Annotated in this window: 30 protein-coding genes; 28 read left to right on the top strand and 2 right to left on the bottom strand. The window is 70.1% G+C overall.

The features are described from left to right. The first annotated feature begins 139 nt into the window (after positions 1 to 139). Genes rpsP through QM720_RS13220 form a run of 6 tightly spaced genes read left to right on the top strand, consistent with a single transcriptional unit; the run spans position 140 to position 3,871 of the window. A complete protein-coding gene (gene rpsP, locus QM720_RS13245; RefSeq protein ID WP_415127262.1) occupies positions 140 to 595 on the top strand; it encodes a 30S ribosomal protein S16 in 456 nt (151 codons plus the stop codon). A 5-nt stretch (positions 596 to 600) separates the two neighbouring features. Continuing rightward, the gene (locus QM720_RS13240) at positions 601 to 831 is read left to right on the top strand and encodes an RNA-binding protein (RefSeq protein ID WP_415127260.1); all 231 of its coding nucleotides are present in this window, start codon (positions 601 to 603) and stop codon (positions 829 to 831) included. 2 nt (positions 832 to 833) lie between these two features. Further along, complete coding sequence (rimM, locus tag QM720_RS13235; protein WP_415127258.1) at positions 834 to 1,466, top strand: ribosome maturation factor RimM; 633 nt, start codon at positions 834 to 836, stop codon at positions 1,464 to 1,466. Position 1,467: 1 nt separating this feature from the next. Beyond that, a complete protein-coding gene (trmD, locus tag QM720_RS13230) occupies positions 1,468 to 2,157 on the top strand; it encodes a tRNA (guanosine(37)-N1)-methyltransferase TrmD (protein ID WP_415127256.1) in 690 nt (229 codons plus the stop codon). A gap of 45 nt (positions 2,158 to 2,202) precedes the next feature. Next, entirely contained in the window at positions 2,203 to 2,796 is a 594-nt protein-coding gene (locus tag QM720_RS13225; protein ID WP_415127254.1) for an RNA polymerase sigma factor, read from the top strand. Continuing rightward, the gene (locus QM720_RS13220; RefSeq protein ID WP_415127252.1) at positions 2,762 to 3,871 is read left to right on the top strand and encodes a CU044_5270 family protein; all 1,110 of its coding nucleotides are present in this window, start codon (positions 2,762 to 2,764) and stop codon (positions 3,869 to 3,871) included. Before QM720_RS13225 ends, QM720_RS13220 begins: the two co-directional genes overlap by 35 nt. A 131-nt stretch (positions 3,872 to 4,002) precedes the next feature. Here the strand turns inward: QM720_RS13220 and map are convergent, their stop codons facing one another. Beyond that, positions 4,003 to 4,785: a type I methionyl aminopeptidase gene (map, locus tag QM720_RS13215; RefSeq protein WP_415127250.1), complete on the bottom strand. Its 783-nt coding sequence runs from the start codon at positions 4,783 to 4,785 to the stop codon at positions 4,003 to 4,005. A gap of 52 nt (positions 4,786 to 4,837) precedes the next feature. Here map and QM720_RS13210 point away from each other — a divergent pair, with 52 nt between their 5' ends. From QM720_RS13210 to QM720_RS13165, 10 genes are all read left to right on the top strand, one after another. Further along, entirely contained in the window at positions 4,838 to 5,332 is a 495-nt protein-coding gene (locus tag QM720_RS13210; protein ID WP_415127248.1) for an MFS transporter permease, read from the top strand. Between the two features lie 162 nt (positions 5,333 to 5,494). Continuing rightward, positions 5,495 to 5,842: a 50S ribosomal protein L19 gene (gene rplS, locus QM720_RS13205; protein WP_415127246.1), complete on the top strand. Its 348-nt coding sequence runs from the start codon at positions 5,495 to 5,497 to the stop codon at positions 5,840 to 5,842. Positions 5,843 to 6,003: 161 nt separating this feature from the next. Further along, positions 6,004 to 6,747 carry a signal peptidase I gene (gene lepB, locus QM720_RS13200; RefSeq protein ID WP_415127244.1) on the top strand — a complete coding sequence of 248 codons (744 nt, stop codon included), beginning with the start codon at positions 6,004 to 6,006 and terminating at the stop codon, positions 6,745 to 6,747. After that, positions 6,744 to 7,403 (top strand): ribonuclease HII, encoded by a 660-nt coding sequence (locus tag QM720_RS13195; RefSeq protein WP_415127242.1) that lies wholly within the window; start codon positions 6,744 to 6,746, stop codon positions 7,401 to 7,403. Before lepB ends, QM720_RS13195 begins: the two co-directional genes overlap by 4 nt. 21 nt (positions 7,404 to 7,424) lie before the next feature. Further along, positions 7,425 to 7,748: a DUF2469 family protein gene (locus QM720_RS13190; RefSeq protein ID WP_415127240.1), complete on the top strand. Its 324-nt coding sequence runs from the start codon at positions 7,425 to 7,427 to the stop codon at positions 7,746 to 7,748. 90 nt (positions 7,749 to 7,838) lie between these two features. Further along, positions 7,839 to 8,201, top strand: a complete 363-nt coding sequence (locus QM720_RS13185; protein ID WP_415127238.1) for a YraN family protein — start codon at positions 7,839 to 7,841, stop codon at positions 8,199 to 8,201. Then, positions 8,198 to 9,727: a YifB family Mg chelatase-like AAA ATPase gene (locus QM720_RS13180; protein WP_415127236.1), complete on the top strand. Its 1,530-nt coding sequence runs from the start codon at positions 8,198 to 8,200 to the stop codon at positions 9,725 to 9,727. Before QM720_RS13185 ends, QM720_RS13180 begins: the two co-directional genes overlap by 4 nt. Then, a complete protein-coding gene (gene dprA, locus QM720_RS13175) occupies positions 9,724 to 10,953 on the top strand; it encodes a DNA-processing protein DprA (protein ID WP_415127234.1) in 1,230 nt (409 codons plus the stop codon). Before QM720_RS13180 ends, dprA begins: the two co-directional genes overlap by 4 nt. Positions 10,954 to 11,023: 70 nt before the next feature. Then, positions 11,024 to 11,404, top strand: coding sequence for a hypothetical protein (locus tag QM720_RS13170; protein ID WP_415127232.1), 381 nt, complete (start codon positions 11,024 to 11,026; stop codon positions 11,402 to 11,404). A 132-nt stretch (positions 11,405 to 11,536) separates the two neighbouring features. Next, positions 11,537 to 12,436: a tyrosine recombinase XerC gene (locus QM720_RS13165; RefSeq protein WP_415127230.1), complete on the top strand. Its 900-nt coding sequence runs from the start codon at positions 11,537 to 11,539 to the stop codon at positions 12,434 to 12,436. A gap of 4 nt (positions 12,437 to 12,440) precedes the next feature. On the opposite strand, the gene QM720_RS13160 is transcribed toward QM720_RS13165, so the two are convergent. Beyond that, positions 12,441 to 12,992: a murein hydrolase activator EnvC family protein gene (locus QM720_RS13160; RefSeq protein ID WP_415127228.1), complete on the bottom strand. Its 552-nt coding sequence runs from the start codon at positions 12,990 to 12,992 to the stop codon at positions 12,441 to 12,443. Between the two features lie 287 nt (positions 12,993 to 13,279). Here QM720_RS13160 and rpsB point away from each other — a divergent pair, with 287 nt between their 5' ends. From rpsB to QM720_RS13100, 12 genes are all read left to right on the top strand, one after another. Then, positions 13,280 to 14,146, top strand: coding sequence for a 30S ribosomal protein S2 (rpsB, locus tag QM720_RS13155; RefSeq protein WP_415127226.1), 867 nt, complete (start codon positions 13,280 to 13,282; stop codon positions 14,144 to 14,146). A 100-nt stretch (positions 14,147 to 14,246) separates the two neighbouring features. Then, the gene (tsf, locus tag QM720_RS13150; RefSeq protein WP_415127224.1) at positions 14,247 to 15,074 is read left to right on the top strand and encodes a translation elongation factor Ts; all 828 of its coding nucleotides are present in this window, start codon (positions 14,247 to 14,249) and stop codon (positions 15,072 to 15,074) included. Positions 15,075 to 15,159: 85 nt separating this feature from the next. Then, positions 15,160 to 15,879: a UMP kinase gene (pyrH, locus tag QM720_RS13145; RefSeq protein WP_415127222.1), complete on the top strand. Its 720-nt coding sequence runs from the start codon at positions 15,160 to 15,162 to the stop codon at positions 15,877 to 15,879. Between the two features lie 73 nt (positions 15,880 to 15,952). Next, positions 15,953 to 16,507, top strand: coding sequence for a ribosome recycling factor (frr, locus tag QM720_RS13140; RefSeq protein WP_415127942.1), 555 nt, complete (start codon positions 15,953 to 15,955; stop codon positions 16,505 to 16,507). An 8-nt stretch (positions 16,508 to 16,515) separates the two neighbouring features. Next, on the top strand, positions 16,516 to 17,601 hold the full coding sequence (locus tag QM720_RS13135; RefSeq protein ID WP_415127220.1) for a phosphatidate cytidylyltransferase: 1,086 nt from the start codon (positions 16,516 to 16,518) through the stop codon (positions 17,599 to 17,601). Then, positions 17,598 to 18,056: a DivIVA domain-containing protein gene (locus QM720_RS13130; RefSeq protein ID WP_415127218.1), complete on the top strand. Its 459-nt coding sequence runs from the start codon at positions 17,598 to 17,600 to the stop codon at positions 18,054 to 18,056. Before QM720_RS13135 ends, QM720_RS13130 begins: the two co-directional genes overlap by 4 nt. Further along, a complete protein-coding gene (locus tag QM720_RS13125) occupies positions 18,053 to 18,169 on the top strand; it encodes a DivIVA domain-containing protein (RefSeq protein ID WP_415127216.1) in 117 nt (38 codons plus the stop codon). The genes QM720_RS13130 and QM720_RS13125 overlap by 4 nt, the downstream gene beginning before the upstream one ends. Positions 18,170 to 18,482: 313 nt before the next feature. Further along, entirely contained in the window at positions 18,483 to 19,073 is a 591-nt protein-coding gene (locus tag QM720_RS13120; RefSeq protein ID WP_415127940.1) for a lytic transglycosylase domain-containing protein, read from the top strand. After that, positions 19,074 to 19,355: a hypothetical protein gene (locus QM720_RS13115; protein ID WP_415127214.1), complete on the top strand. Its 282-nt coding sequence runs from the start codon at positions 19,074 to 19,076 to the stop codon at positions 19,353 to 19,355. It begins immediately after the preceding gene. Between the two features lie 7 nt (positions 19,356 to 19,362). Next, a complete protein-coding gene (locus tag QM720_RS13110; RefSeq protein ID WP_415127212.1) occupies positions 19,363 to 20,082 on the top strand; it encodes an alpha/beta hydrolase in 720 nt (239 codons plus the stop codon). Positions 20,083 to 20,275: 193 nt separating this feature from the next. Continuing rightward, on the top strand, positions 20,276 to 23,071 hold the full coding sequence (locus QM720_RS13105) for a PA14 domain-containing protein (RefSeq protein WP_415127210.1): 2,796 nt from the start codon (positions 20,276 to 20,278) through the stop codon (positions 23,069 to 23,071). A gap of 101 nt (positions 23,072 to 23,172) precedes the next feature. Continuing rightward, positions 23,173 to 26,982 carry a PA14 domain-containing protein gene (locus QM720_RS13100; RefSeq protein ID WP_415127208.1) on the top strand — a complete coding sequence of 1,270 codons (3,810 nt, stop codon included), beginning with the start codon at positions 23,173 to 23,175 and terminating at the stop codon, positions 26,980 to 26,982. Positions 26,983 to 26,992: the final 10 nt, after the last annotated feature.

Here is a 26,992-nt window from a genome sequence, read left to right as displayed (position 1 = left end):
TCGCGATCTGGCAAAATGGAACGCTGGACCGCTCGCTCGACCCTCTATCCGGTGAGCAGGTCCGACCTAGAGCTTCCGCCGGGTGTGCACCCCACAGCCCGAGCGACGTTCATCACCTCACACACCATTCAGGAGAATTGTGGCTGTCAAGATTCGTCTCAAGCGCCTCGGCAAGATCCGCGCGCCCTACTACCGCATCGTCGTCGCCGACTCGCGCACCAAGCGCGACGGTCGCGTGATCGAGGAGATCGGCAAGTACCACCCGACCGAGGAGCCCTCGTTCATCGAGGTCGACTCCGACCGCGCGCAGTACTGGCTGTCGGTCGGCGCGCAGCCGACCGAGCAGGTCGCCGCGCTGCTGAAGCTCACCGGCGACTGGGGCAAGTTCAAGGGCGACCCGAACGCCGTCTCGACCGTGCGCACCGCCGGTGCCAAGGAAGAGTTCCAGGCCGACGCCGCCAAGAAGTCGGTCATCAAGCCGAAGGCGGAGAAGAAGGCCGAAGAGCCCGTCGCCGCAGAGCCGGCCGCCGAGGTCGCCGACGCCGAGGCCACCGACGCTGAGGTTTCGGCTGCGGCCGAGACCGACGCCGAGTAAGTCCGTTGCTCGCCGCCGCGCTCGAGCACATCGTCAAGGGGATCGTCGATCACCCGGATGATGTCGCCATCCGTTCCTCCTCGTCGTCCCGCGGCGAGGTTCTCGAAGTGCACGTGCACCCCGAGGACCGGGGGCGGGTCATCGGGCGCGGCGGGCGCACGGCCAAGGCGCTGCGCACCCTCGTGTCGGCGCTGGCCGACGGTGCGCGCGTCCGCGTCGACGTCGCGGACGACTGAACGTGGCCGCTGCAGGACCGGCGCGCACGCAGTTGCGCGTCGGGCGCCTCGTCAAGGCCCACGGCCTCAAGGGCGCCCTCAAGCTCGAGCTGTACACCGACGACCCGGACGGGCGCTTCGTCCCCGGGGCCGTCTTCACGCTGCAGGTGCCCGAGTCGTCGCCGTGGCACGGCAAGACCGTGACGGTGCGCGAGTTCCGCTGGATGAACACGCATCCGGTCGTCTTCTTCGACGAGGTCGAAGACCGCAGCGCGGCGGAGACGATCGTGCGGGCGATCCTGTGGATCGATCAGGACGAGTCGGCGCCCGTCGAGGACGACGCCTGGTACGACCATCAGCTCGTCGGGCTCGACGTCGTCCGTGACGGCGCGAGTGTCGGGCGGGTCATCCGCGTCGATCATCTGCCCGCGCAGGATCTGCTGATCGTGCGGCCGTCCGGTGATTCCCAGGGCGAGATCCTCGTGCCGTTCGTCTCGGCGATCGTGCCCGAGGTCGACATCGCAGGCGGCAAGGTGGTCGTGACGCCCCCGGCGGGCCTGTTTGAAGAGCTGCCGCGCGACGAGGAAGACCCGACGGACGACGACGGGACGGATGCCGCCGACGCCGTGCCCGGGGACGAGCCGGACGAGGACTGACGTGCGCATCGACGTCGTCACGATCTTCCCGGCGTTCTTCGACGTGCTCGAAGTGTCGCTGCTGGGCAAGGCGCGCGATGCCGGCATCCTCGACGTGCGCGTGCACGACCTGCGCGACCACACGCACGACCGGCACCGCACCGTCGACGACACGCCCTACGGCGGCGGCGCCGGCATGGTCATGACGCCCGAACCGTGGGGCGAGGCACTGGATGCGATCGCCGCCGAGGCGACGGGGCCGGTGCGGTTCGTCTTCCCGTCGCCCGCGGGCGCCCTGTTCACGCAGGGCACGGCCCGGGCCTGGGCGGGGGAGCAGCACGTCGTGTTCGGCTGCGGGCGTTACGAGGGCATCGACGAGCGGGTGTTCGCGTACGCCGCGACGCTCGGCGAGGTGACGCTCGCGAGCCTCGGCGACTACGTCCTCAACGGCGGCGAGGTCGCCGCGATGGCGATGATCGAGGCCGTCGGGCGGCTGGTTCCCGGCGTCGTCGGCAACCCGGAGAGCCTCGTGGAGGAGTCCCACGAGGACGGGCTGCTGGAATATCCGTCGTACACGAAGCCGGCATCCTGGCGCGGCTACGACGTTCCCGAGGTGCTGCTCAGCGGCCACCACGGCAGGGTCGCGCAGTGGCGCCGCGACCAGCAGGTGCAGCGCACCCGCGAGCGCCGCCCCGACCTGCTGCCCGACTGAGCGGGATCGGCGTGAACTCGTTCGCCCGAATCGTGCAATACGAGTGTGAGCACAGATAACGAGATCATCGAACGCTCCGGCAGCGAGCCGGGCGCGTTCGCGTCACTGTTCGACCGTCATGCGCCGGCGATCTTTCGCTACGCCGCGCAGCGGATGGGTGACGACCGGGCCGAAGACATCATGTCCGAGACCTTCCTCGTTGCGTTCGAGAAGCGCGCGTCATACGACCCCGCGATCGAGAATGCTCGCCCCTGGCTGCTGGGGATCGCCACCCGCCTGATGCACAAGCATTCGCGGCTGGAAGCGCGGGCCTGGAAGGGAATGGTCGCCGACATGGCGGCATCCCTCGCGCCCGACATGATCGAGCAGGCGGGTGCGCGGTTGGATGCCGCGCGGCTGACCCGGCGTCTGGCTTCGGCGCTGCGGAGACTGTCGGCATCCGACCGCGACACCCTCCTGCTGTATGCCTGGGGCGATCTCGATTATGCGGGGGTGGCGGCGGCCCTCGACGTGCCGATCGGCACGGTGCGCTCACGTCTGAACCGGGCACGCCGCCTGCTGCGCGACGCGGCAGAGCGGCCCCAGAACGAACAGGAGACGGATCATGGACGAACTGAACCTGCTGCGCAGCGCGCGTAGCGAGACCGCGGTGCCGCAGGCGGCACTGGACCGCGGCCGGACGGCGCTGCTGGAGCGTGCCGCTGCGGGTGCGCTGCCCGCGGCATCCGCCACGCGCCCGCCGCGCCGCCGCGCGCGGCGCTTCGCGATCGGCGGCCTCACCACGGTGGGTGCCGCGGCGCTCGCGGCGGGGCTCGTGCTGACGGATGTCGTGGGACTTGCCGGCTGGCGCGGGGGAGCGGATGCCGCGGCCGCCGCCACCCTCGAACAGGCGGGCGCTGCCGCGATCACGAGCGTGGACCCGGTGCTCGCGGACGGCCAGTACCTGCGCGTCAACACGCGCGCCGTGCACATGACCAGCGGCGGAGTCGGCGATGTCGTCGCGTCATACCAGTACCTCGTCGACGACACGCTCTACCGCCCCGCGGACCCGGCCGCCGACTGGGTGTGGGTGCGGGGGGCGCAATCTGTCTACGCCACCTTCGGGGCGGAATCCGAGCAGATGGCCGACGCCTGGGTGCGCGCGGCGAAGGAGTCCGGCTCGTTCGAGACGGGCGACCTGCTGCGCGCGCCGGGCGGAGCCTTCTACGGCGGGAGTTCGCTCGTCGGCGACGACAGCCTCGACGCGCTGCCGCGAGACCCGTACCTGCTGCTGAACTACATCTACCGCGCGACGCTGGGGATGGGGCCCTCGCCGGACACCGAGGCCCTCGTCTACCTGGCAGACCGGCTGCGCTCGGGCGTTGTTCCCGCCGACCTGCGCGCCGCGATGTACCAGGCCGCCGCGATGATCCCCGGTGTCGAGTTCGTCGACGGCCAGGCGACCCTCGACGGTCGGACCGGTGTCGCCATCGGGCGCGTGGAGGAGGCGTGGGGCACGCGGATGGAGATCATCATCGATCCCGTGACCGGCGAGTTCATCGGCGAGCGCGAGGTCACCATCCGTGACCTCGACGAGTACGGCGAGGCCTTGCCGGCCGGAACGATCCGGTCTTGGACGGCCGTCACGACCGCCGTCGTCGACTCGGCGCCGACCGGTGGCACGCCGTGGGGCAAGATGACGCCCTGCGAGACCGACGGGGCAGCGGGTTGCTGACGCGCGCAGGTTTCTGAGGAGATGGCGGATGCCGAGGAGCAATCCTCGGCATCCGCTCCTCAATTCTCGGCAATCTCCTCAGAAAACCACGGGCCGCGCGCCGTGGAAATCGGCGGCCTGCGGGCGCGGGGTCACGCGACGCCGAGCCCGCTGCGGTCCGTCAGGATGATGGGGCCCGCGTCGGTGATGGCGATGGTGTGCTCGGAGTGCGCGCCGCGCGAGCCGTCGGCGCTGCGCAACGTCCAGCCGTCGGGGTCGGTCACCAGCTTGTCGGTCGTCTGCAGGAACCACGGCTCCAGGGCGAGCACGAGCCCCGCGCGCAGCGGGTATCCGCGACCGGGCTTGCCGTCGTTGGGCACGTGCGGGTCGCCGTGCATGACGCGGCCGACGCCGTGCCCGCCGAAGTCGGTGTTGATGGAGTATCCGTCGCCGTGGCCGACCTGCGCGACGGCGGCGGAGATGTCGCCGATGCGACCTCCGACGACGGCGGCGGCGATGGCGGCATCCAGGGCGCGCTCGGTCGTGTCGATCAGCGCGAGATCCTCGTCGCGAGGCGTGCCGACGACGAACGACACGGCGGAGTCGGCCACCCAGCCGTCGACCGACACCGCGAAGTCGAGCGAGACGAGGTCGCCGTCGCGCAGCGCGTAGTCGTGCGGCAGGCCGTGCAGCACGGCGTCGTTGACCGACGTGCAGATCACCTTGCCGAACGGGCTCGCGCCGAACGACGGGTGGTAGTCGATGTAGCACGACTGCGCCCCGGCCTTGCGGATCAGCTCGTGCGCACGCCGGTCGATCGCGAGCAGGTTCGTGCCGACCGTGGTCTCGGCGCGCAGCGTCGCGAGCGTCTCGGCCACGAACCGCCCGGCGGGGCGCATCTGCTCGATCTCGGCGGGGGTGCGCAACTCGATCATCGTGATCCTTTCGTCAGCTTCCATTGTGGCTGACGGGCGTAGCATCGAAGACATGTGGCTGCGACGCGCGTTCTACCGGTGGCTGATCCCGGCGGCGTTCGTCCTGCCCTTGTGGCTCGTGATCGGCTGGATCGTCTTCGGCGCGAGCGCCTGGGCGCTGCTGTGGGTGTTCATCTCGGCGCCGATCGTGCTCGCCTGGCAGCTGATCCTGACCCTGCTCGTGCGCGCCCGCGGCACGGTGCGCGCGTCGGGCACGGTGTCGTGGATGGACATCGGGGTCATCGGGGTGTGGCACCTGCTGATCGTCGGTCTCGGCACGTTCGGCGACGGCTGGTGGTGGCTCACGCTGCTGGCCACCGTGCTCGTCGGGTTCACGGGCCTGTGGACGTCGCTGTGGCAGCTGTGGCGCGAGGCCAAACCGTCGCCGATCGTGCTGCGCACGCCCGACGGCGTCGGCTATGTGCCCGCCCCGGCGCCGAGAGCCCCGCGCGGCTCGACCGACGACGTCATCGTCATTCACGAGCGCACGCCCCCGCCCGCCGCCTGAGCCGTTTTGGCGGGCACCGGCATCCATGGCAGAATGGTTGTTTGTGCCCGGAACAGGCTCTGCCTCAGGGGAGCACGGCGCCGGTGACGGATGCCGCGGGCACAGCACACTTTCCCACCTCATCTCGCGATCGACCTGTGGCGGTCGCAGGAAGTGACGATCATGCAGATCCTCGACTCCGTCGATGCAGCCTCGCTGCGCGACGACATCCCCGCCTTCGGCCCCGGCGACACCGTCAAGGTGCACGTGAACATCACCGAAGGCAACCGCTCCCGCATCCAGGTCTTCCAGGGCGTCGTCATCGGCCGCTCGGGCGACGGCGTGCGCGAGACCTTCACCGTCCGCAAGATCAGCTTCCAGGTGGGCGTGGAGCGTACCTTCCCGGTGCACAGCCCCGTCATCGACCACATCGAGCTCGTGACCCGCGGTGACGTGCGTCGCGCGAAGCTGTACTACCTGCGCAACCTCCGCGGCAAGAAGGCCAAGATCAAGGAGAAGCGCGACAACTGACGCGTCGCGTTTCTCACGACGGATGCCCCGGACCCCGAGTCCGGGGCATCCGTCGTTTCTGCGCCCGCGAAACACGTGCGGTGCGGCATTCATCCAGGCTCGGATGTGCGACCCTTGAGAGGTTGCGCACGCCGTCGCGCACGCCGCCGAGGAAGACCCCCATGACTTCGCAAGACTCCGCCGCCGGGCTCACCACCGACACGCCGCGGCGCCGCGGCGTGTGGCCGCTCGTGCGCGACGTGCTCATCATCGTGGGCGTCGCGATCGTCGTCTCGCTCGTGGTCAAGACGTTCCTCATCCGCTCGTTCTACATCCCGTCCGGCTCGATGGAGCAGACGCTGCTGAAGAACGACCGCATCCTCGTCGACGAGTTCACGCCCCGCTTCTCGGGGTACGAGCGCGGCGACATCGTGGTGTTCCGCGACCCCGGCGGCTGGCTTCCCGTCTCCTCGAGCACGCCGAACCAGTCGGTGCTCGTGCAGGCGGCCGACTGGGCGCTGTCGCTCGTGGGCATCACCGCGTCGGACAGCGACGAGCACCTCATCAAGCGCATCATCGGCGTCGGCGGCGATCACGTCGTGTGCTGCAACGCGCTCGGGCAGATCACCGTCAACGGCACGCCGATCGACGAGAGCGCGTACTGGAGCCTCGACGCCGGGCAGACCGCCCCGACCGAGAAGGCCTTCGACGTCGTCGTCCCCGAGGGTTCGCTGTGGGTGCTGGGCGACAACCGCGACCACTCCCGCGACTCGCGGTACAACATGGACCAGCCCTCCGGCGGCTTCGTGCCGCTGGACAACGTCGTCGGCCGGGCGTTTCTCATCACCTGGCCGCTCACCCGCTTCGGCCTTCTCGACAGCCATCACGAGGTGTTCGACGGCGTGCCGGACAGCGACGCCCAGTGACCGTCGTCGTGCCGCGCCTGACCGTGGAACGGCGGCTGCTGCGCGAACACGCGCTGGTGATCGCCTGTGACGAGGTCGGCCGCGGCGCCCTCGCCGGCCCCGTCGCCGTCGGGGCGGCCGCGGTCGATGCGCGGATCGCGCGGCGTCGGATCCCGGAGGGTCTGCGCGACTCGAAGCTCGTCGCCGAACACCACCGCCTCGCGGTCGCCGAGCGCGCCGCCGGCTGGGTGGGAGCGTCCGCCGTCGGGTGGGCGGATGCCGCAGAGGTCGACGCCGTCGGCATCGTGCGGGCGCTCGGCCTCGCGGCGCTGCGGGCGATCGACGAACTGCGCGCTCTCGGCGTCGTGCCCGAAGAGGCCGTCGTCATCCTCGACGGCAACCACGACTACATCACGCCGGCCGGCGGCGAAGGATTGCGCGTGCAGCCCATCGTCAAGGCCGATCGCGACTGCGCGTCGGCCGCGGCGGCATCCGTGGTGGCCAAGGTCGCGCGCGACGGGCTGATGACGCGGCTGCACGAGGAACATCCCGTGTACCTCTGGAACCGCAACAAGGGCTACGCCAGCGTGGAGCACCGCGCCGCCATCAGGGCGCACGGCCTGAGCCCGTACCACCGGGCCTCGTGGGCCATCGCCGACGCACCGACGCTGTTCTGAGCCGCATAGGATTGAGCCATCATGGACGACGAGGGCTTTGACGACTACGACCGCGAACTCGAACTGGCGCTGTACAAGGAGTACCGCGACGTCGTCTCGCAATTCGCTTACGTCATCGAGACGGAACGCCGGTTCTACCTGGCCAACGACGTCAACGTCGTGCGGCGCGACACCGAGCACGACTTCTACTTCGAGATCTCGATGACCGACGTCTGGGTGTGGGACATCTACCGGGCCGATCGCTTCGTCAAGTCGGTGCGCGTGCTGACCTTCAAGGACGTCAACGTCGAAGAGCTGCAGCGCCGCGACTTCCACCTGCCCGAAGAGCTTTCGCTGGATTCATAACCTCCTGCACAGGCGGCGACTTTCGCGAACTGTCCACGGATCGGCCCTTTCGGTCCCCACGGGGGTACCTCGCCGGGCCATCATGCCTGCATGGCAGACAAGGACATCCGGGGCCGCGCCGGTGAAGAACGAGCGGCGCGCTACCTGACCCGGCAGGGGTACACGCTGCTGGAGCGCAACTGGCGCTGTCGCACCGGCGAGGTGGACATCGTCGCCGTGCGGGCCGGCATGATCGTCTTCGTCGAGGTCAAGACCCGGCGCTCCGAGCTGTTCGGGCACCCGTTCGAGGCGGTCGACCGCCGCAAGCGCGATCGCCTGTGGCGGCTGGCGCACGCGTGGCTCGCCGCGCATCCCGACGCGGCCCGCGGGACGCGCCCGCGCGTCGATGTCATCGGCATCACCGGTGAAGATCCGGGCACCGGCGTCCTCGAGCATCTGGTGGACCTGCGATGAGCGTGGCGCGCACCTGGGGCGTCGTCCTCAGCGGACTGCACGGCGACCTCGTCGAGGTCGAGGCCGACCTGTCGAACCACACCCCGGCCTTCATCATCATCGGACTCGGCGACAAGGCCGTCGGCGAGGCGCACCAGCGCGTGCACAACGCGTGCGGCAACAGCGGCCTGTCGCTGTCGCGGCGCAAGCTCACCGTGAACCTGTCGCCGGCGAACCTCCCCAAGCAGGGCTCCGGGCTCGACGTCGCGATCGCCGTCGCCGCACTCGCGACCGAGCACGCCATGGATGCCGCATCCCTCGCCGCGACGGTCCACATCGGCGAACTCGGGCTGGACGGCCGGCTGCGCCCCGTGCCCGGCGTGCTGCCGGCGGTCGCCGCGGCGGCGCGGGCGGGGATGACCCGCGTCGTCGTCCCCCACGCCAACCGGGCGGAGGCGGCGCTCGTGGCCGGGGTGGAGGTGTTCGGGGCGGTGAGCCTGCGCGACGTGCTCCGGCGGCACGGGCTCGCCGTCGAGGACGGCGACCTCGAACCCGTCGCCCTGCCCGCCGTGGCGGAGCCCGTCGTTCCGGAGGGGCTCGACCTCGCCGACGTCGTCGGGCAGAGCGACGCGGTCGACGCGCTGATCGTGGCGGCGGCCGGCGGCCATCACCTTCTCATGAGCGGGCCTCCCGGGGCCGGAAAGACGATGCTGGCCCGGAGACTGCCCGGCATCCTTCCCGAACTCGACGACGAGACCGCCATCCAGGCGGCGTCGCTGCGTTCGCTCGCGGGCATGCGGGTGGGCGGGCTGTCGCGCACTGCGCCGTTCGAGGCGCCGCACCACAGCGCCAGCGTCGCGGCGCTGGTCGGCGGCGGCAGCCGAGTGGTGCGACCGGGCGCGATCGCGCGCGCCGGCGGCGGCGTGCTGTTCCTCGACGAGGCCGCCGAGTTCGGCGCGCATGCGCTGGATGCCCTGCGCCAGCCGCTGGAGACGGGGAGCGTCGAGATCCACCGCGCGGGGTTCCGTGCGACCTTCCCCGCGCGGTTCCAGCTCGTGATGGCGACGAACCCCTGTCCGTGCGGCAACTATGGCGTGCCGGGCGGCGAGTGCACGTGTCCGTCGCTGGCGATCCGCCGCTATCTCGGCAAGCTCTCCGGGCCGCTGCTGGACCGCATCGACATCGAGCTGTCGCTGCAGCGCGTGCAGGTCGCCCGTGCCCGCGTCGCGGACGAGCGGCAGACGACGCGGATGGCGCGCGAGCGCGTACGCGAGGCGCGCGAACGGGCGGCCGCGCGCCTGCGCGAGACGCCGTGGCGCACCAACGCCGAGGTGTCGGGCGCGTGGCTGCGCGACGGTCCCCTCGCGCCCGAGCCTGTGATCCGCCGTCCGCTCGATGCGGCGCTGCAGCGCGGCGCGTTGACGCTGCGCGGGTACGACCGGGTGCTGAGAGTCGCGTGGTCGGTCGCCGACCTCGCCGGCCGGGAGCGGCTCGAGGTGGCGGACATCGGCCGGGCGCTCTACCTGAAGAAGGGGATGCGGGGATGATGACGACGGCAATCGATCTCTCGGCGCGCCGCGCCCGCACAGAACTCGGCGAAACGGTGGATCAGACCGCCGATGACGACGATGTCGTGACGGCCTATGCGCGGGCCGTGTGGGCGTGTCTCGTCGAGCCGGGCGATGGCGTCGCGGGCCGGCTCATCGCCGCGCACGGAGCCATCCGTGCGCTGGAGATCGCCTGTTCGGCCCGGGGTCACGAGCCCGAGGCCGTCGCCGCCGACGTGACTCCCGGGAAGCTCGCCGAGGGGCGCCGGCGATGGATGCCGCGTGCCTCCGAGATCGACGCGCGCCTCGCGGCGGCCCGCCGTGCACGGGTCGCGCTGGTGACCCCGGAGGATGCCGCCTGGCCGCGACGGGCCGATGATCTGGGTGCGCACGCTCCCGTGTGCCTGTGGGTGACCGGCGATCTCGCGGCGCTGGGTGCGGTTCGGCAGGCGCCGCCGGCGATCGCGATCGTCGGCGCTCGTGCCGCGAGTGCCTACGGCGACCACGCCGCGATGGAGTTCGCCGCGGAATGCGCGGCCGCCGGCATTTCCGTCGTGTCCGGGGGAGCGTACGGGATCGACGCGGCCGCGCATCGCGGCGCGATGTCGGCGGGCGGCACGACGGTTGCCCTGCTCGCCGGCGGCGTCGACCGGCCGTATCCGGCGGGCCACGTCGATCTGCTCGATCGCGTCGCGCGTGCCGGCGCCGTCGCGGCCGAGCCCGCGTGCGGCACGACGCCGACGAAGTGGAGGTTTCTCGCGCGCAACAGGCTCGTCGCGGCACTGACCGACGCCACGGTGGTCGTCGAGGCGGGCTGGCGCAGCGGGGCGCTCAACACCGCGCACCACGCGGCGGAGCTCGGTCGGCCGCTGGGGGTCGTGCCCGGCCCGATCACCAGCGCGACCTCGGCGGGCTGCCACCGGCTCTTGCGCGAGATGCCCGATGCCGTGTGCGTCACGTCGCTCGGCGACCTGAAGGAGTTGCTGGGCCTGGGCGGCACGGGTGGCGCCGGGGCGGCCGACGACGTGCCGTACACCGACGAGCGGATGCGCATCCTCGACACCCTCGGCACCCGCACCCCGCGAGCGGTCGACGACATCGCGCGCCGCGGCGGATTCTCCGTCGACGAGGCCGCGGCGCTTCTCGGGCTCCTGGAACTGCTCGGCGACGCGGTGCGCAGCGGTCACGGCTGGCTCCGGGCGGGCCACTGCGACGTGCCGCGCTGAGCCGGGCCCGCGCGTGCACGCAGCGGACGGCGTCCCGAGGCCACCCGACCCGAAGCGCCGCACGGGCGCCGTGACGATCCCCGACGGGATGCCTCAGCCGCCGAGCGCGCACGAGGTGGCGACCGCCATCCGGCTCGCCCGCCACGGACATTCGGTGATCTTCCGGCGCGTGGACAACACGCCGGGCGCCGTGAACCCCGACGCGATCGTGGACGGCGAGGTCTGGGAGTTCAAGAGTCCGAGGGGCGCATCGGAACGAAGCACGATCGCCGAGCAGTTCAAACAGGCGCGGAGGCAATCCCATCGCATGGTCCTCGATCTCGCCCGCTGCGGCCTGCCGGACGAGGTCTCGCTCAACCAGGCGCTGCGGCGGTTCCACGGGCAGCGGGCGATCACGGAGCTCATCGTCATCGATCATCGCGGCCGCCTGTTGAAAGCCTCCCTCGGCTGAGGTACTTTTGACGCGAAGGGCGGCGACCCGCCCCACCAGGACTTCGGTCTCGGGGGGGGCTCCCGCCCTTCGTATCGCGTGCCCACGGTGGTTCGCCGACCCGATGGCGCCGGTCGCGGGCATGCTGGACGGGTGAGGCTCTGCACCGCCGCCCAGGCGTACGCGACGTATCTCGCCGACGTGCGCCGGCTCTCGCCGGCGACCGTGCGCGGCTACGGTGCCGATCTGCGCGACCTGGCCGATGCCGCCGGGGACCGGGAGCTCGGCGAGATCGACCTGGAGACCCTGCGCGACTGGCTGTGGCGCGCGACGTCGCGCGGCGACGCGCGGTCGACCCTCGCGCGGCGCACCGCCGCGGCACGCGGGTTCTTCGCCTGGGCCACCGAGCAGGGTCTCGTCGACGCCGACGTCAGCCTGCGGCTCGTGGCGCCCAAGCGCAGCCGGTCGCTGCCGAAGGTCGCGACGACGGTCGCGATGGATGCCGTGCTGGAGGCGGCATCCGCGCGCGCCGCAGACGGCGACCCCGTCGCGCTGCGCGACGCGGCGATCCTGGAACTGCTGTACGCCTCGGCGTTGCGCGTGGCCGAGCTGTGCGGCGCCGACGCCCTTGACCTCGATCGGCATCGGCGCACCGTTCGCGTGCTCGGCAAGGGGGCGAAGGAGCGCATCGTCCCCTACGGCGAACCGGCGGCGCGGGCACTGGACGCGTACCTCGCCCGCGCCCGGCCGGCGCTGGTCGCACGCGGCACCGGCACGCCCGCGCTGTTTCTCGGCGTGCGCGGCGCGCGGCTCGGCACCCGTGCCGCCTACGACGTCGTCTCGCACGCCGTCGCTCCCGCGATCGGCGCCGAGACGGTCGGCCCGCACGCCCTGCGGCATTCGGCGGCGACGCACCTGCTCGACGGCGGCGCCGATCTGCGGACGGTGCAGGAGATGCTCGGCCACGCGAGCCTCGGCACGACCCAGATCTACACCCACGTGTCGGCGGAGAAGCTGACGGCCGCCTATCGCCTCGCCCATCCCCGCGCCTGACCCGTCAGCAGCACGGCAGCAGGACCGCCCGCGGGACACCGCCGAACAGCAGCAGCGGGTTGATGTACTCGCCGTCTCTGCGCACCCCGAAGTGCACGGTTCCGGATGCCGCGTGCCCGCCCTCGGCGACGATGCCCACGACGTCGCCCGCCGCCACCCTCGTTCCCGCGACGAGGGGAGAATCGACCGGTTCCAGCGTCGTGACGAGGCCGTCGCCGTGGTCGATCGTGACGACGCCGCGCCCCGCCACGGTGCCGGCGAAGGCGACGACGCCGTCGGCGGGCGCCGCGACCTCGGTGCCGACGGGCGCCGCCAGATCCACGCCCCGGTGGCCCGGCCCGTAGGCGTGCGCCGGCGCCACATAGGGAGCGACGATCTGTGGCGGCGTCACCGGCCACCGCCACGCGGCCCTCGCCGGCGCGGACACCGACGGCCCGCGGGAAACCTCCAGAAGGACGGGCGGGGCGGCCGCCGCCCGTGCGGGCACCGTCACCGCGGGCAGCAGGGTGACGGCGGCGACGAGCGCGGCGGCGACGAGGCGGAGGATCGGCGGCATCCCTCCACTGTGACGCGCCGGGCGCGGCCGTGGGAGCGCGCACCCGACATCTGTGGACAGTTTGCGACATTGGCCGACGGGGGAGGAGGTCTTGCGGCTGATATGCTGGAACCCGCACCCCGCTCGTCGGGGTGACTACGCGTGCCCAGAGCGTCGCATCCCCGATGCATCGACGTGGCATCCACACCCCGAGGTCTCACCGCGCAAGCGGCGGGCGGGTGTGTGCCGGGCACCAGGAGCATCGGCCGACCGGCCGAGCGAAGAACCCAGAACAAAGGAGAACGGCCATGGCCGTCGTCACCATTCGCCAGCTGCTCGACAGCGGCGTGCACTTCGGACACCAGACCCGTCGGTGGAACCCGAAGGTCAAGCGCTTCATCCTGACGGAGCGCTCCGGCATCCACATCATCGACCTGCAGCAGTCGCTGTCGTACATCGACAAGGCGTACGAGTACGTGCGCGAGACGGTCGCCCACGGCGGCACCGTGCTGTTCGTCGGCACCAAGAAGCAGGCCCAGGAGGTCATCGCCGAGCAGGCGACCCGCGTCGGCCAGCCGTACGTCAACCAGCGCTGGCTCGGTGGTCTCCTCACGAACTTCTCGACGGTCAGCAAGCGCCTCGCCCGCATGAAGGAGCTCGAGGAGCTCGACTTCGAGAACCCCGCCGAGAGCGGCTTCACGAAGAAGGAGCTGCTGCTCAAGAAGCGCGAGCTCGACAAGCTGCACAAGTCGCTGGGCGGCATCCGCAACCTGCAGAAGACCCCGTCGGCCATCTGGGTCGTCGACGCCAAGCGCGAGCACCTCGCCATCGACGAGGCGCGCAAGCTCGGCATCCCCGTGATCGGCATCCTCGACACGAACGCCGACCCCGACGAGTTCCAGTTCCCGATCCCGGGCAACGACGACGCGATCCGCTCGGTGGGCCTGCTCACCCGCATCATCGCCGACGCCGCGGCCGAGGGCCTCATCCAGCGCCACCAGCCGACCGACGAGTCGGCCGACGCCGAGCCGCTGGCCGACTGGGAGCGCGAGCTGCTCGAGCAGGGCGCCGCCGCCGACGAGACCCCGGTCGTCACCGAGGTCGCCGAGGTTGCCGAGGTCGAGACCGCCGCCACCGAGCCGGCCGCCGACGAGGCTGCCGCGGCCGCCGAGTAAGCACCGCACGACATTCCCGCCGGATGCGGGATCGCCGCCACGAGCGCGGCGGTCCCGCATCGGCATCCCACCAGAACTCACGAGCAAGGAGCCACCACCCATGGCCAACTTCACCATCGCCGACATCAAGGCCCTGCGCGAGCAGCTCGGCACGGGCATGGTCGACACCAAGAAGGCCCTCGAAGAGGCCGACGGCGACCTCGAGAAGGCCGTCGAGATCCTGCGCCTGAAGGGCGCGAAGGGCAACGCGAAGCGCGCCGACCGCTCCACGAGCGAGGGCCTCGTCGCCGCCGCCGAGAACGACGGCAAGGTCACGATCATCGAGTTGAACACCGAGACCGACTTCGTCGCCAAGAACGAGCGCTTCATCGCCCTCGCCGACAAGGTGCTCACCGCTGCGGCAGCCGTCGGCGCCGACTCGGTCGAGGCCGCGCTGGCCGCGGATGCCGAGGGCAAGAACGTGGCCGACCTCATCTCCGACGAGGCCGCGATCATCGGTGAGAAGGTCGAGCTGCGTCGCGTGCGCACGCTGAGCGGCGACAAGTTCGAGATCTACCTGCACAAGACCAACAAGGACCTGCCGCCGCAGGTCGGCGTGGTCCTGGCCTACACGGGCGACGACGCCGAGACGGCGCGCTCCATCGCGCAGCACATCTCGTTCGCGAACCCCTCGTACCTCACCCGCGACGAGGTGCCGGCCGCCGAGGTCGAGAAGGAGCGCGAGATCGTCACCGAGATCTCCCGCAACGAGGGCAAGCCCGAAGCCGCCCTGCCGAAGATCGTCGAGGGCCGGGTGAACGCGTTCTTCAAGCAGGTCGCCCTGCTCGACCAGGACTACGCGAAGGACAACAAGCTGTCGGTCGCGAAGGTCGCCGGCGACGCCGGTCTGACCCTGACCGACTTCGCCCGCTTCAAGGTCGGCGCGTAAGACCGCGAAGGGGTCCGCATTCTCGGATGCGGACCCCTTTTCCGCGCGCGCTTTCGATAGTCTGCATCCGACGAGAGGAACCTCCGTGATCGACGAGAACACCCGACGCCGCCGCGTCCTGCTGAAGCTGTCCGGTGAGGCGTTCGGAGGGGGAGGCCTCGGGGTCAACCCCGACGTCGTCAGCCAGATCGCCCGCGAGATCGCGGCCGCCGTGGACCAGGTCGAGATCGCCGTCGTCGTCGGCGGCGGCAACTTCTTCCGCGGCGCCGAACTCAGCCAGCGCGGAATGGACCGCGGGCGTGCCGACTACATGGGCATGCTCGGCACGGTCATGAACGCACTGGCACTCCAGGACTTCCTCGAGCAGGCTGGGGCCGCCACCCGCGTGCAGTCGGCGATCTCGATGACGCAGGTCGCCGAGCCCTACATCCCGCGGCGCGCCGAGCGGCACCTGGAGAAGAACCGCGTCGTGATCTTCGGCGCCGGTGCCGGCCTGCCGTACTTCTCCACCGACACGGTCGCCGCCCAGCGCGCGCTGGAGATCGGCGCCGTCGAAGTGCTGGTCGCGAAGAACGGGGTCGACGGCGTCTACACGGCCGATCCGAAGAAGGATGCCGCGGCCACCAAGATCGACGAGATCACCTACCTCGACGCGCTCCAGCGCGGACTGAAGGTCGTCGACTCGACCGCGTTCAGCCTCTGCATGGACAACGGCATGAACATGCGCGTGTTCGGCATGGAACCGGCGGGCAACGTCACCCGTGCCCTGCTGGGCGACGCGATCGGCACCCTCGTCACGGTGTGACGCCCGGGCGGCACGCGAACGGCGGCGCCCGCCCAACTAGACTCGAACTGACGCATCGACGAATGGAGTGACCGTGATCGCCGAGATCCTGGCAGACACGACCGCCCGCATGGACCGTGCCGTAGAGGCCGCGAAGGACGACTTCGCGACCGTGCGCACGGGCCGCGCCAACCCGCAGCTGTTCCAGAAGATCCTGGTCGACTACTACGGCTCTCCGACACCCCTCGCCCAGCTGGCGTCGCTGAACACCCCCGAGGCGCGCACCCTCGTGGTGACCCCGTACGACAAGTCGGCGCTGAAGGCGATCGAGCAGGCGATTCGCGACATGCCGAACCTCGGCGTCAACCCGACCAACGACGGCAACCTCATCCGTGTCACGATGCCCGAGCTCACCGCCGATCGCCGCAAGGAGTACGTCAAGCTCGTGCGCTCGAAGGGCGAGGATGCCAAGGTGCACCTGCGCGGCATCCGTCGCAAGGCGAAGGACGAACTCGACGCGCTCAAGAGCGAGGTCGGCGAAGACGACCTGGTGCGCGCGGAGAAGGAGCTCGACGTCGTCACGCGCGGGCACGTCGACGAGATCGACGAGGCTCTCAAGCGCAAAGAGGCCGAGCTTCTCGAGGTCTGAGGCAGGTCATGACCGAGGCAGATCCCGACTCGGGCGACGGCACGCCGTTGACCCGCGCCGAGGCGCGGGAGGCGCGTCGTGCGCCAGATTCGACCGACTCCGCCGAGACGCCGATCTTCGCCGCCGTGCAGTCGGGTGAGCCCGCGGAGTCGGAGTCGAGCTTCCAGGCGCACGTGCGTGCCGCGCGCAGCGAGTTCGAGCACCAGATCGATCGGGCCCGGGCCGACTTCGAAGAGGTCAACGAGCGGATCAATGCGCGCACGGGACGCAATCTCCTGCTCGCGATCCTGATCGGGCTGGCGATCGGAGCGGTCGTGCTCGGGAGCTTGCTGTTCGTCAAGTCACTGTTCCTCGTCTTCGCGATTCCGGTGTGCCTGCTCGGCATCTTCGAGTTCTCCCGCGCCCTGCAGGCCGCGGGACGACGGGTCGACATCGTCCCGCAGCTCACCGCCGGCCTGATCATCATGCTGGTGGGCTACTTCCTCGGGCACTGGGTGCACTGGGTGCTCACGATCGCGTGCGTGGCCGCCGTCATCATCTGGCGGATGGTGGCCCAGATGGCGGCGCGCGACGGCCGGCGCTACGGCGAGGTGATCAGCGATGTGCTCGTCGCCGGCTTCGTCGTGATCTACGTGTCGCTTCTCGCGAGCTTCACCCTCGTGCTGCTGCAGCAAGACCAGGGCGAATACTGGCTGCTGGGGATGTTCCTGGCGGTCGTCGCCGCTGACACCGGTGCGTACGCGAGCGGCCTCGCGTTCGGCAAGCACCCGATGGCCCCGCGGATCAGCCCGAAGAAGACGTGGGAGGGCTTCGCCGGCGGGGCGGTGCTCGCCGTCGTCGCGGCGACCGTGTACGCCCTCTTCGTGCTGCACGTCCCGTGGTGGGTGGGTGTCGTGTTCGGCCTGGTGGTTCTCGGCAGCGCCACCGTCGGCGATCTCGGCGAGTCCATGATCAAGCGCGACCTCGGCATCAAGGACATGAGCTCCTGGCTGCCCGGCCACGGGGGAGTGCTCGACCGGCTCGACTCGATTCTGCCCTCCTCCGCCGCAGCCCTCGCGCTGTACTTCGTCTTCTTCCCGATGGTGAGCACATGACCGACACCACCACGACGGCGACCGACGCCGCGCCCTTCCCTCTCGTGACGGGACGTACCCGCGGGTACCGCACCGACCTCGTCGACGAGTTCCTCGCGCGCGCCCGCGACGCGTTCGAAGCCGACGACGACTCCGACGTGGATTCGGTCGCGGTGCGCACGGTGGCCTTCCCGCTCGTCAAGCGCGGCTACCAGGTCGCGGCCGTCGATGCGGCGCTCGGCCGCATCGAAGACGCGTTCGCGGCGCGCGAGCGCGAGCGGGCGCTCTCACGCGCCGGAGCCCGTGCGTGGGTCGGTCAGTCGCGCCAGCTGGCGCAGGAGGTGCTCGACCGGCTCACCCGCCCGAAGGGCAAGCGGTTCCGGCGCGCCGGATTCCTGCGATACGGCTATCGCATCGACGAGGTCGACCTCGTCGCCGACAAGATCGCCGCGTTCTTCGAGTCGGGGCCCCGGTGAGCGTCGACCAGGTGCGCTCGGTCGCCTTCCGGATGCAGCGCCGGGGCTACAGCGAGGCCCAAGTGGATGCCGTCCTCGATGCGACGATCGAGGTCATGCTCGCGGTCGTCTGATGCCGCCGCGCCCGAGAACAGGAGATTCACCCAGCACAGGACGAAATCGGCGGCATCCGTCCTGTTCCGGAACGATCTCCTGTTTTCGATGAGGGATGCCGACGGGTTTCGGCGCTCGCCTGGCGCCCGCCGGGCGCTCGCCTGGCACGGCGGCCCGGACCCGGGTAGAATCGCTGTCACTGTGACTTCCGACAAGGCCGCCCCTCAGGATCTGTCGCCGCGCCAGGACACGACACCGGCGCCCGTGACGCGTGCCTCCGCACGCCCGCGTATTGCGCAGCCGACGCCGCGCTGGTCGCGCCGCCGCGGCGTCGTGGGCGTCTTCGCGGCCCTCGCCGTGCTCGGGTTAGGTGCGGCGTATGTCGGGCCGCTGACGGCGGCGACCACCCCGGCCCAGGCCGCCGACCTCGATCCGCTGTCGCTGTACGCGTCGACGATCGCCGACGCACAGAAGTATCTCGCGGCCTCCGAGGCCACACCCGGCCTCGGGCGCGACGACGTCGTCTACTCGGTGTACGTCACCCCGAAGCCCACCCCGACGCCGGAAGCGGTGGTCGCCACGACGACCTCGAGCTGGTCGCCGCCGTTCGTCGCACCCGACCCCGGCACGGCGCAGGCGATTGGCTATGCGATGGTTCAGGCGCAGGGCTGGGGCGACGACGAGTACGCCTGCCTCGTCGCGCTGTGGAACAAGGAGTCGGGCTGGCGCGTCAACGCCTATAACAGCAGCAGCGGTGCCTACGGCATCCCGCAGGCGCTTCCCGGCAACAAGATGGCCTCGGCCGGCGCCGACTGGGAGACGAACCCGGCGACCCAGATCGCGTGGGGTCTCGGCTACATCTCCGGACGCTACGGCACGCCGTGCGGCGCGTGGGGACACTCGCAGTCCAGCGGCTGGTACTGAGTGCCGCGCGCGAACCGGCGGCAGCCGGAGCCCTCCGACGACTCCTTCGAGCGGCTGCTGACCGGTTGGAAGCGCAGCGAGACCCGCGGCGGCGCCCAATGGACGGTGCAGCCGGTCGGCGCCGCACAGGCGCAGAAGTCGTACACGTGCCCCGGATGCCGCCACCAGATCGCGCCGGGCGTCGCGCACGTCGTGGCCTGGCGGGCAGACGGCGTGCTCGGGGATGCCGCGGATCTCGCGGCCCGACGGCACTGGCACACGGCGTGCTGGCGGATCGGTTAGGAGCGCAGTGGAGATCAGAGGGCCGGTGCTGCTGCCCGCGCGCCGCGAGGACATCGAGCTGGAGACGATCGACGGGCTGACCCTCGTGGGAGAGCTGGCGCTGCCCGTCGAGCATGCGCCAGTCGCGACCCTGGTGACCCTGCATCCGCTGCCGACGGCCGGCGGCTTCATGGACTCGCACATTCTCCGCAAGGCCGCCGGGCGCCTGCCCGCCCTCGCGGATCTCGCCGTCCTGCGGTTCAACACCCGGGGCACGACCTCGCCGCGGGGGACGAGCGCGGGCGCATTCGACGGCGGGCGTGCGGAGGCGTTCGACGTGGCGGCGTCGATGGATTTCGTCCGCGAGCGTGCTCTGCCGCATCCCTGGTTGGTCGGCTGGTCGTTCGGCACGGAGCTCGCGCTCAAGTACGGGCGCGACCACGACATCGAGGGCGTCATCCTGCTGTCGCCGCCGCTGCACCGCACGACCGCGGAGGAGGTCGCGGCCTGGGCGGGCGACGACCGTCGGGTCATCGTGCTCGTGCCGGAGTTCGACGACTACCTGCGCCCCGACGAGGCGCGCGAACGGTTCGCAGCGATCCCGCACGCGACGCTCGTCGCCGTCGCGGGCGGCAAGCACCTGTGGGTGGGGGAGAACCAGACCCGCCGCGTGCTCACCGAGATCGTCGCCGCCGTCGCCCCCGACGCCCTGCCGCTGCCGGTCGAGTGGGACGGCGACGCGGTCTGAGCGAGGTCTCGTCATGCGCAGAGGGGTGCGGGACGACGGTTGCTCGGGCTACGGACTTTTGCGACTTTCGTCTCTATACCTTATGCGAACCCTATGCATATACTGAGTGCCTGCCGGGCGCGGGACACGTCTCTCGACGCGGTTCGATTCGCGGGATGGGGTTCTTGTGGTTCGTTGGGTGCGCTCTGCTGGGGTGTCGACTGTTGCCGTCTGGGCGCTGCTGGTCGGCATGCTGGTGGCCGATCCGGCCGTGGCGATGCCGGGAGAGGCGGACGAGAGCGAGATCGTCGCGGATGTCGGCGATCTTCCGGCGCTGCCCGGTGATCCGGTGCCGTCGGACGAGCCGGAGGTGCCGACCGGCGAGCTGCCGGGGCCGGAGATGCTGCCGACCGACCCGGTCGTCGACATGACGGCGCCCGTGTCGGCGGCGGCGAAGCGCCTCGATGGCGAGGTCGACCAGTCGGGCCTGGAGGTCGTGTCGCGCTCGGAGACGGTGACGACGTTCGAGACGGACGACGGGTCGTGGGTGCGGCGCATCTCGCAGACCCCGATCAACGTGAAGACCGACGACGGCCAGTGGGTGGACATCGACACCGACGTCGAGCGTGCGGGCGACGAATGGCAGGTGGAGGCCCACCCGCTGCGCCCGGTGTTCCAGAGCGGTGCGGACGCGGACGATGCGGTGACAGTCACGCGCGACGGCCACGAGGTGTCGTTCGCGCTGGTGGGCGCCGACGCCGGGCGCATGGAGTCTCCGTTCTGGTTCTGGGATGAGTGGGACCGGCTCGCGTACCGCGGCGTCGCCGACGGCGTCGATCTGGAGTATCAGATCGAGCGGGATGCCGTGAAGGAGACGGTGGTGCTCGCTTCGCCTCCTGCGCGGGGGAAGAGCTCGTGGTCGTGGCGAGTGGATGCCGGCGACCTGACGCCGCGGCTGATCCGAGAGTCGAACACTCTGGAGCTGGTCGACGGAGACGGCGACGTGGTGATCACCGTGCCGAGCCCGCTGGCGATGGACTCCGCACCAGTGACGGCGACGTCGGGTCCGTCGATCCAGCCGCTGACGGCGATGATCGTGAAAGGGGCCGGTGACGGCGTCTGGCGATACACGGTGTCGGCGGATGCGTCGTGGTTGTCGGCGAAGGCGCGCGTGTACCCCGTGCGCATCGATCCGACGATGGTCGCTGGCCTCACGAGCCGCAACGCGTACAAGTCGGACGGCGCGATTGCGTCGAACGTGCTGTACGCCGGGACGACGGGTGAGTCGCCGAATAAGTCCTGGCGGTCGGTGTTCCCGATCGATTACGGAGCAATCCCCGGGAACTTCATCGCGGGCGCGCAGATCGGGGTCGGATACGCGAACTACGGCACGACGACGACGCAGACCGTGACGGTCAGTCACGCGTCGTGCTTCGGCTACAACTGCATCGGAACGGGCCTCACGAGCGTCGCTGTGGGGTCGGGATGGACGGATACCAGTGATTCCGCTGTCGCTCAGCGCCTGGTCGACCGGTTCGCTGTCGGCGACCGTCCCGCGTGGATGCTGCGTGGCAACGAGGGTGTCTCGTACTCGTTCAAGCAACTGGACGCGGACATTTGGATCCAGTATTGGGGATACGCCTCGGTGGCCGCGGCGTCGCCGGCCGCCGGGGTGACCGGTGCGTCGGTCACGCCGACGCTCACCTCGTCGGCGTCGAACCCGTCCGGCAGCGCCCTGCGGTACGGGTTCGAAGTGTCGACGAACTCGGCGATGAGCAACATCGTCGCAAGTTCTGGGTGGCTGACGACGAGCACGTGGACCGTTCCGGAGAACACGCTTCGCCCGGGCACCCAGTACTACTGGCGGGCATCGGTGTACGACTACGACCACAATGGCTGGTACGGGCAGAACACGGTCCGCTACAGCCCAGCACGCGCGTTGACGACGAATCAGGTTCCACTGCCGCCGGCCGCATCCGCGTCGCCGGGCACGGAGACCGGGGTGCCGCAGACGCTGACGACGCTGACTCCGCAACTCCAGGTGGACGGCGTCGCGGATACCGATTCGGTAGGTTCGGGGCCGATGAAGTACCGTTTCAAGATCGCGACCGGGTCCGACGGGAAGTCGGGGGCGGTGGTCACCTCGGGATGGTTGACAGCGGATGCCGACGGGAAGGCGCGCTGGCAGGTGCCCTCCGGCACCATCCATGACGGCGGCGTGTACACGTGGCTCGTGCAAACTCACGACGGGAAGGATCCGAACGTCTTCAACACATGGAAGAAGACGTTCAAGGTCGATCTGCGGCTGGGTTCTTCGGGTCCGTCTCCGTTCGACAGCGCAGGACCGGTGACGGTGAATCTCGCGAACGGCAACGCGAACCTGTCGTTCTCATCGCCGGTAGTGCAGACTGTCGGCGGCCCGATGGGAATGTCGTTCACCTACAACAGCCAGGAGGTCAAGGACGCGGACCGCGGGCTGTTGGGCGAGTACTTCGACGCGCGCGACAACGGCGTGATACCGACCACGTTCGATCTGACAGGGAAGACGCCGCTGTTCGTGCGCACCGACCCGTCCGTATCGTTCGATTGGGGCTCGGCATCGCCGGCGGAAGCCGTTCCGAACGACTACTTCCTCGCACGCTGGACAGGATTCGTCTCCCTGCCCTCGCAGTACGTCGGCCAGCCGGTGCGGTTCGGCGTGCGGCAGGACGACGGTGCGCGGCTGTGGGTGAACAATACGAAGATCGTGGACAACTGGGTTCCAACCTCGGCGGTGGTGACGTGGGACTCCAGCACCACTCGCACTTTCCCGGGTGGGGCTCTACCGATCAGGTTCGAGTACTACGAACGCGCCAACGACGCCGTCGCCGAATTGTGGGTGTCGGTCGGCGGGCAGCAGTTCGTCGTGCCTCCGGACTGGTTCACCAAGAAGGTGCCCGTGCTTCCCGGGGGTGGTCCGCGTCGGCTCCGATCGCCGGGGCGGCGTCGAGCTGGGCGTCGGCCACGCTGACCGACGCGGCGGTCGTCCTCACCGACGTCACCGGCAAGACGCACACGTATCGGCGCGCGAGCGCCGGCGGGTTCACCCCTCCGAGCGGTGAGTTCGGCGTCGTGTCGCTGAACACCGGGGGTCTGGTCGTGTTCACCGACGAGGACGGCACCGTCTACCAGTTCAGCAAAGAGGGCAAGGTCGAGTCGTCGACTGCTGTGGCCGACGGACAGCGACCGGCGGCACCGGTTGCCGTGCTGGACGCGCGGGGTGTCACGACGGGGATCGACGATCCCGTGTCGAAGGACAGCGCGGGCAACGCTGCGCGATCGATCGTGTTCACCTATCAGGACGGGGTCCAGTCCGTGTGCCCCCAGGCTGAGGGCGCGGGCTACGCAAAGGCTCCGGCCGACATGCTGTGCAAGATCGCTTACCCCGATGGCTCGGTCACGGAGTTGTTCTACAACGCGGACAAGCAGCTGGCGATGATCAAAGACCCGGGATCGCCTCGGGAGACGACGACGTTCGGGTACAGCGGCGGACTTCTGTCCACGATCCGTGACTCCACCGCCAACGACGCGGTCGCTGCCGGGCTCGCGGTGTCGGACGCGTCGACGACACAGCTTGCCTACGACGCCCAGGCCCGGGTCGCGACGGTCACACTGCCGGCGCCGGACGGCCTGACCGCGACGGAGCGGCCGCGCAAGACGTTCACATACGGCACCGGCTCGACGACGGTGCAGGTGGCGGGTCTTACCGGCAACGCGAGCACCGTGACCTACGACAGCGCCTGGCGGCAGCTGTCGGCGACGTCGGCGATGCTGGTGACGGCGACGCAGACGTGGGATCCGCTGAAGGATCTGGTGCTGTCGAGCACCGACGGGGCGGGCCGGGTCTCCACGACGATCTACGACCCGGCAACCGATCGGGCCACGGACGTGTACGGCCCGGCGCCGGCTGCATGCTTCGGCGCGAATCGCAGGCCCGTCGCAAACCCGGCCGGGACCAGTGCTTGTCTGATCGTTCCTGCCCACACCTCCACGGTCTACGATGGCGGGATGCCGGGGTTGCAGGCCGCGTTCTATCCGAACGTCGACCTCAAGGGCAAGCCGACGCTGTTCGCGCTCGGCGTCGGCGGGACCGGCGGGAACATCGACCGCAACTGGGGGACTGGGTCGCCGGGCGGTGCGATCGGCGTCGACAACTGGTCGGTGCGGTTGACCGGGCTGATCACCTTCAGCGCCGCGGGCGACTACACGCTGCAGACCAACAGCGATGACGGTGTGCGGGTGTGGCTGAACGACGTGATCAACATCGACCGGTGGGTGCCGCAGAGCCCGACCGACGCGACGGGCACGACCTTCCACGCGGATCAAGGCGAGACCCGGCGCATCCGCATCGAGTACTTCGAGCGCGCCAACGGCGCCGAACTGCACCTGCGCTGGAAGGCGCCCGGGTCGGGCTCGTTCGTAACGATCCCCGGGTCGCAGCTGCGTCCTGACTACGGGCTCGTGACGCAGACCACTGTGGACGATGCCACGAGCGTCGCCGGAGCGTCGGCGCCGTCGGTGACGGCCGAGTTCACGTATCAGCATCCCTGGCTTGGGCAGGCGACCGCTTCGACGGTAGATCCGGCGGGGTTGGCGGTGAAAACGGCGGTGCGTTACGAGCAGCCGGGAGCGTCGGGCTGGCTGCGTCGTCTGGGCCGCACGTTGCCGGCGGGCACGACGACCGGCGCCTCGGCGACCGCGGAGACGGTCACGGCGTACTACAGTGACACGGCGACCGCTCCGAACGTCTGTGACATTCCGGCTGGTACGAGACAGTTCGGGTTCGTCAAGTCGATCACGGGACCGACTCCCGCGACCGGGTCGCCGGTGGTCACCGAGTTCGCGTACGACACCTGGGGCCGCACGGTGGGGACCAAGGTCTCGGGCGACACCGAGTGGTCGTGCACGACGTACGACGCGCGCGGCCGCGTGACGCAGCAGACGATCGCGGGGCCTGCGGGAGTGAGCACGCGCACCGTGGTCACCGGCTACGCGGTGTCGGCGACGGGGCAGTCGACGCTGACGGTGTCGGACGGTGCGGTGGCCGGTTCGCCGAATGGGTCGACGGTGACCACGACCACCGACCTGCTGGGCCGGGTCGTGCAATACGTCGATGTGTGGGACACGGTGACGGTGAACGCCTATCAGAGTCTCACCGGCCGGTTGGTGTCGTCGACGACGATGCCCGCGGGCGGGGCAGCGTCGGTGATGTCGTTTTCGTACGATGTCGATGGGAAGCTGACGGAGGTCAAGGACGGAGACGATGTGCTGGCCGCCGTGTCGTTCACGGGTCAGCAGGAGCTCGCGTCGGTGGGGTATCTGGGCGGGTCGCAGCTGGCGGCGGTGGTCCGCGACGGTGCCGGGCGGCGTGTGGAGCAGCAGTGGACCTTCCCGTCGGCGACGGGCATTACCGACAGTGCGATCCGGTCGCAGTCGGGGCGCATCGTGCAGGAACAGGTCACGCGTGGTTCGTCGAGCTGGACGTCGACGCACACGTACGACGCGGCGGGCCGGTTGGTGTCGGCGGCCATTCCGGGGCACCAGCTGACGTATCAGTTCGCGGCTTCGGGCGGGTGTGGGGTGAACCCGGCCGCCGGGGCGTCGGGCAACCGGACCGGGATGGTCGACGTGTTCACTCCGGCGGGGTCGTCGACCTCGGTGACGACGTCGACGTCGTATTGCTATGACTGGGCGGATCGGTTGACGTCGTCGGCGGTGACGAACCCGGTGGCGGGGGCGAACACGGTCGCGGACGGGTTGAGCGCGGCGGAGATCGGCTACGACGCGCGGGGGAATCTGACCCGGCTCGGTGACATGGCGTTCGTCTATGACTCGGCGAATCGTCATGTGGGCACCACCTACGGGGTGGGGACGCCGTCGACGGTGGATGATGCGACGGTGGTGATCGGGCGGGATGTGTCGGGTCGGGTGGTGTCGCGGACGGTGACGCCGGCGGGGTCGGCGGCGGTGCAGACCCGGTTCTTGCATGCGGGGTCGTCGGATCTGGCGTGGGCGCAGAGCACGGGTGGGACGGTGTCCCGGTCGGTGGTGCTGCCCGGTGGGGTGACGGTGACGTTGGGCGGGTCGGGGAACACGTTCTCGTACCCGTCGTTGCAGGGGCATGCGCTGGTCACCGGTGATGGGGCGGCCACGTCGATCGCGGGGGTGTTGCTGTTCGACCCGTTCGGGCAGCCGCTGGATCCGGCGACGCGGGCGATCGGCACGGTCACGGCGGATGATCAGGTGGCTGGCGACAGGTCGGGGTGGCATCAGGGTGCGTTGAAGGTCGCAGACACGGCCGGGGCGACGCTGGTCGTGGAGATGGGCGCCCGCGTGTATGTGCCGGTGTTGGGCAGGTTCACCAGCGTGGACCCCGTCGAAGGCGGCGTCGACAACGACTACGTCTGGCCCACCGACCCCATCGGATCAGCCGACCTCACCGGCGAGTTCGAGAATGACGACTGGGAGAATCCCGTTCCGCCAGGTGTCCAAGGGGTTTATGTCCTGTACTTCAAGGGCGGCGGGATGTACGTCGGGATGAGTGGAGATATTCGTCAGCGCCTGTTTCAGCATGGACGCGGCGCCTCGACGGTGGGCCGGATGCAACTGTATCTTCAGTACGTCGCCTGGATGCCAGTATCCGGCAGGGTCCGTATGGTCGAGCAAGGGGTAATCCACAGCGTCTACAACAAGGACGGGATTAGAGATCCGCGCAGTAGGAATGCGATCAATGCGGTCGCAGGGGTATCCCCAGAGTTCAAGGTGGCTGCGCCAACGAACAAGACCTCTGTCGGTGGAAGCTCCGGGGGTGGGGGTCGGGGTGGCGTGGGCGGAATGCTGGCTGGGGGTAGCAGCGGGATGATCCGAAACAAACTGCGGTGAGCACAAGGTT

Source organism: Microbacterium sp., assembly GCF_047602155.1.
In the GTDB taxonomy this organism is placed as follows: domain Bacteria; phylum Actinomycetota; class Actinomycetes; order Actinomycetales; family Microbacteriaceae; genus Microbacterium.
This window is presented reverse-complemented; position numbering and strand designations above follow the sequence as displayed.

Excerpts from the sequence above, each read along its gene's own strand:
- QM720_RS13210 (WP_415127248.1), top strand. The coding sequence starts at position 4,838 with ATGTGGCTGCGACGCGCGTTCTACCGGTGGCTGATCCCGGCGGCGTTC.
- QM720_RS13160 (WP_415127228.1), bottom strand. The coding sequence starts at position 12,992 with ATGCCGCCGATCCTCCGCCTCGTCGCCGCCGCGCTCGTCGCCGCCGTC.
- lepB (WP_415127244.1), top strand. The coding sequence starts at position 6,004 with ATGACTTCGCAAGACTCCGCCGCCGGGCTCACCACCGACACGCCGCGG.
- QM720_RS13180 (WP_415127236.1), top strand. The coding sequence starts at position 8,198 with ATGAGCGTGGCGCGCACCTGGGGCGTCGTCCTCAGCGGACTGCACGGC.
- dprA (WP_415127234.1), top strand. The coding sequence starts at position 9,724 with ATGATGACGACGGCAATCGATCTCTCGGCGCGCCGCGCCCGCACAGAA.
- QM720_RS13190 (WP_415127240.1), top strand. The coding sequence starts at position 7,425 with ATGGACGACGAGGGCTTTGACGACTACGACCGCGAACTCGAACTGGCG.
- QM720_RS13185 (WP_415127238.1), top strand. The coding sequence starts at position 7,839 with ATGGCAGACAAGGACATCCGGGGCCGCGCCGGTGAAGAACGAGCGGCG.
- map (WP_415127250.1), bottom strand. The coding sequence starts at position 4,785 with ATGATCGAGTTGCGCACCCCCGCCGAGATCGAGCAGATGCGCCCCGCC.
- QM720_RS13135 (WP_415127220.1), top strand. The coding sequence starts at position 16,516 with ATGACCGAGGCAGATCCCGACTCGGGCGACGGCACGCCGTTGACCCGC.
- tsf (WP_415127224.1), top strand. The coding sequence starts at position 14,247 with ATGGCCAACTTCACCATCGCCGACATCAAGGCCCTGCGCGAGCAGCTC.
- rpsB (WP_415127226.1), top strand. The coding sequence starts at position 13,280 with ATGGCCGTCGTCACCATTCGCCAGCTGCTCGACAGCGGCGTGCACTTC.
- rplS (WP_415127246.1), top strand. The coding sequence starts at position 5,495 with ATGCAGATCCTCGACTCCGTCGATGCAGCCTCGCTGCGCGACGACATC.
- QM720_RS13130 (WP_415127218.1), top strand. The coding sequence starts at position 17,598 with ATGACCGACACCACCACGACGGCGACCGACGCCGCGCCCTTCCCTCTC.
- QM720_RS13220 (WP_415127252.1), top strand. The coding sequence starts at position 2,762 with ATGGACGAACTGAACCTGCTGCGCAGCGCGCGTAGCGAGACCGCGGTG.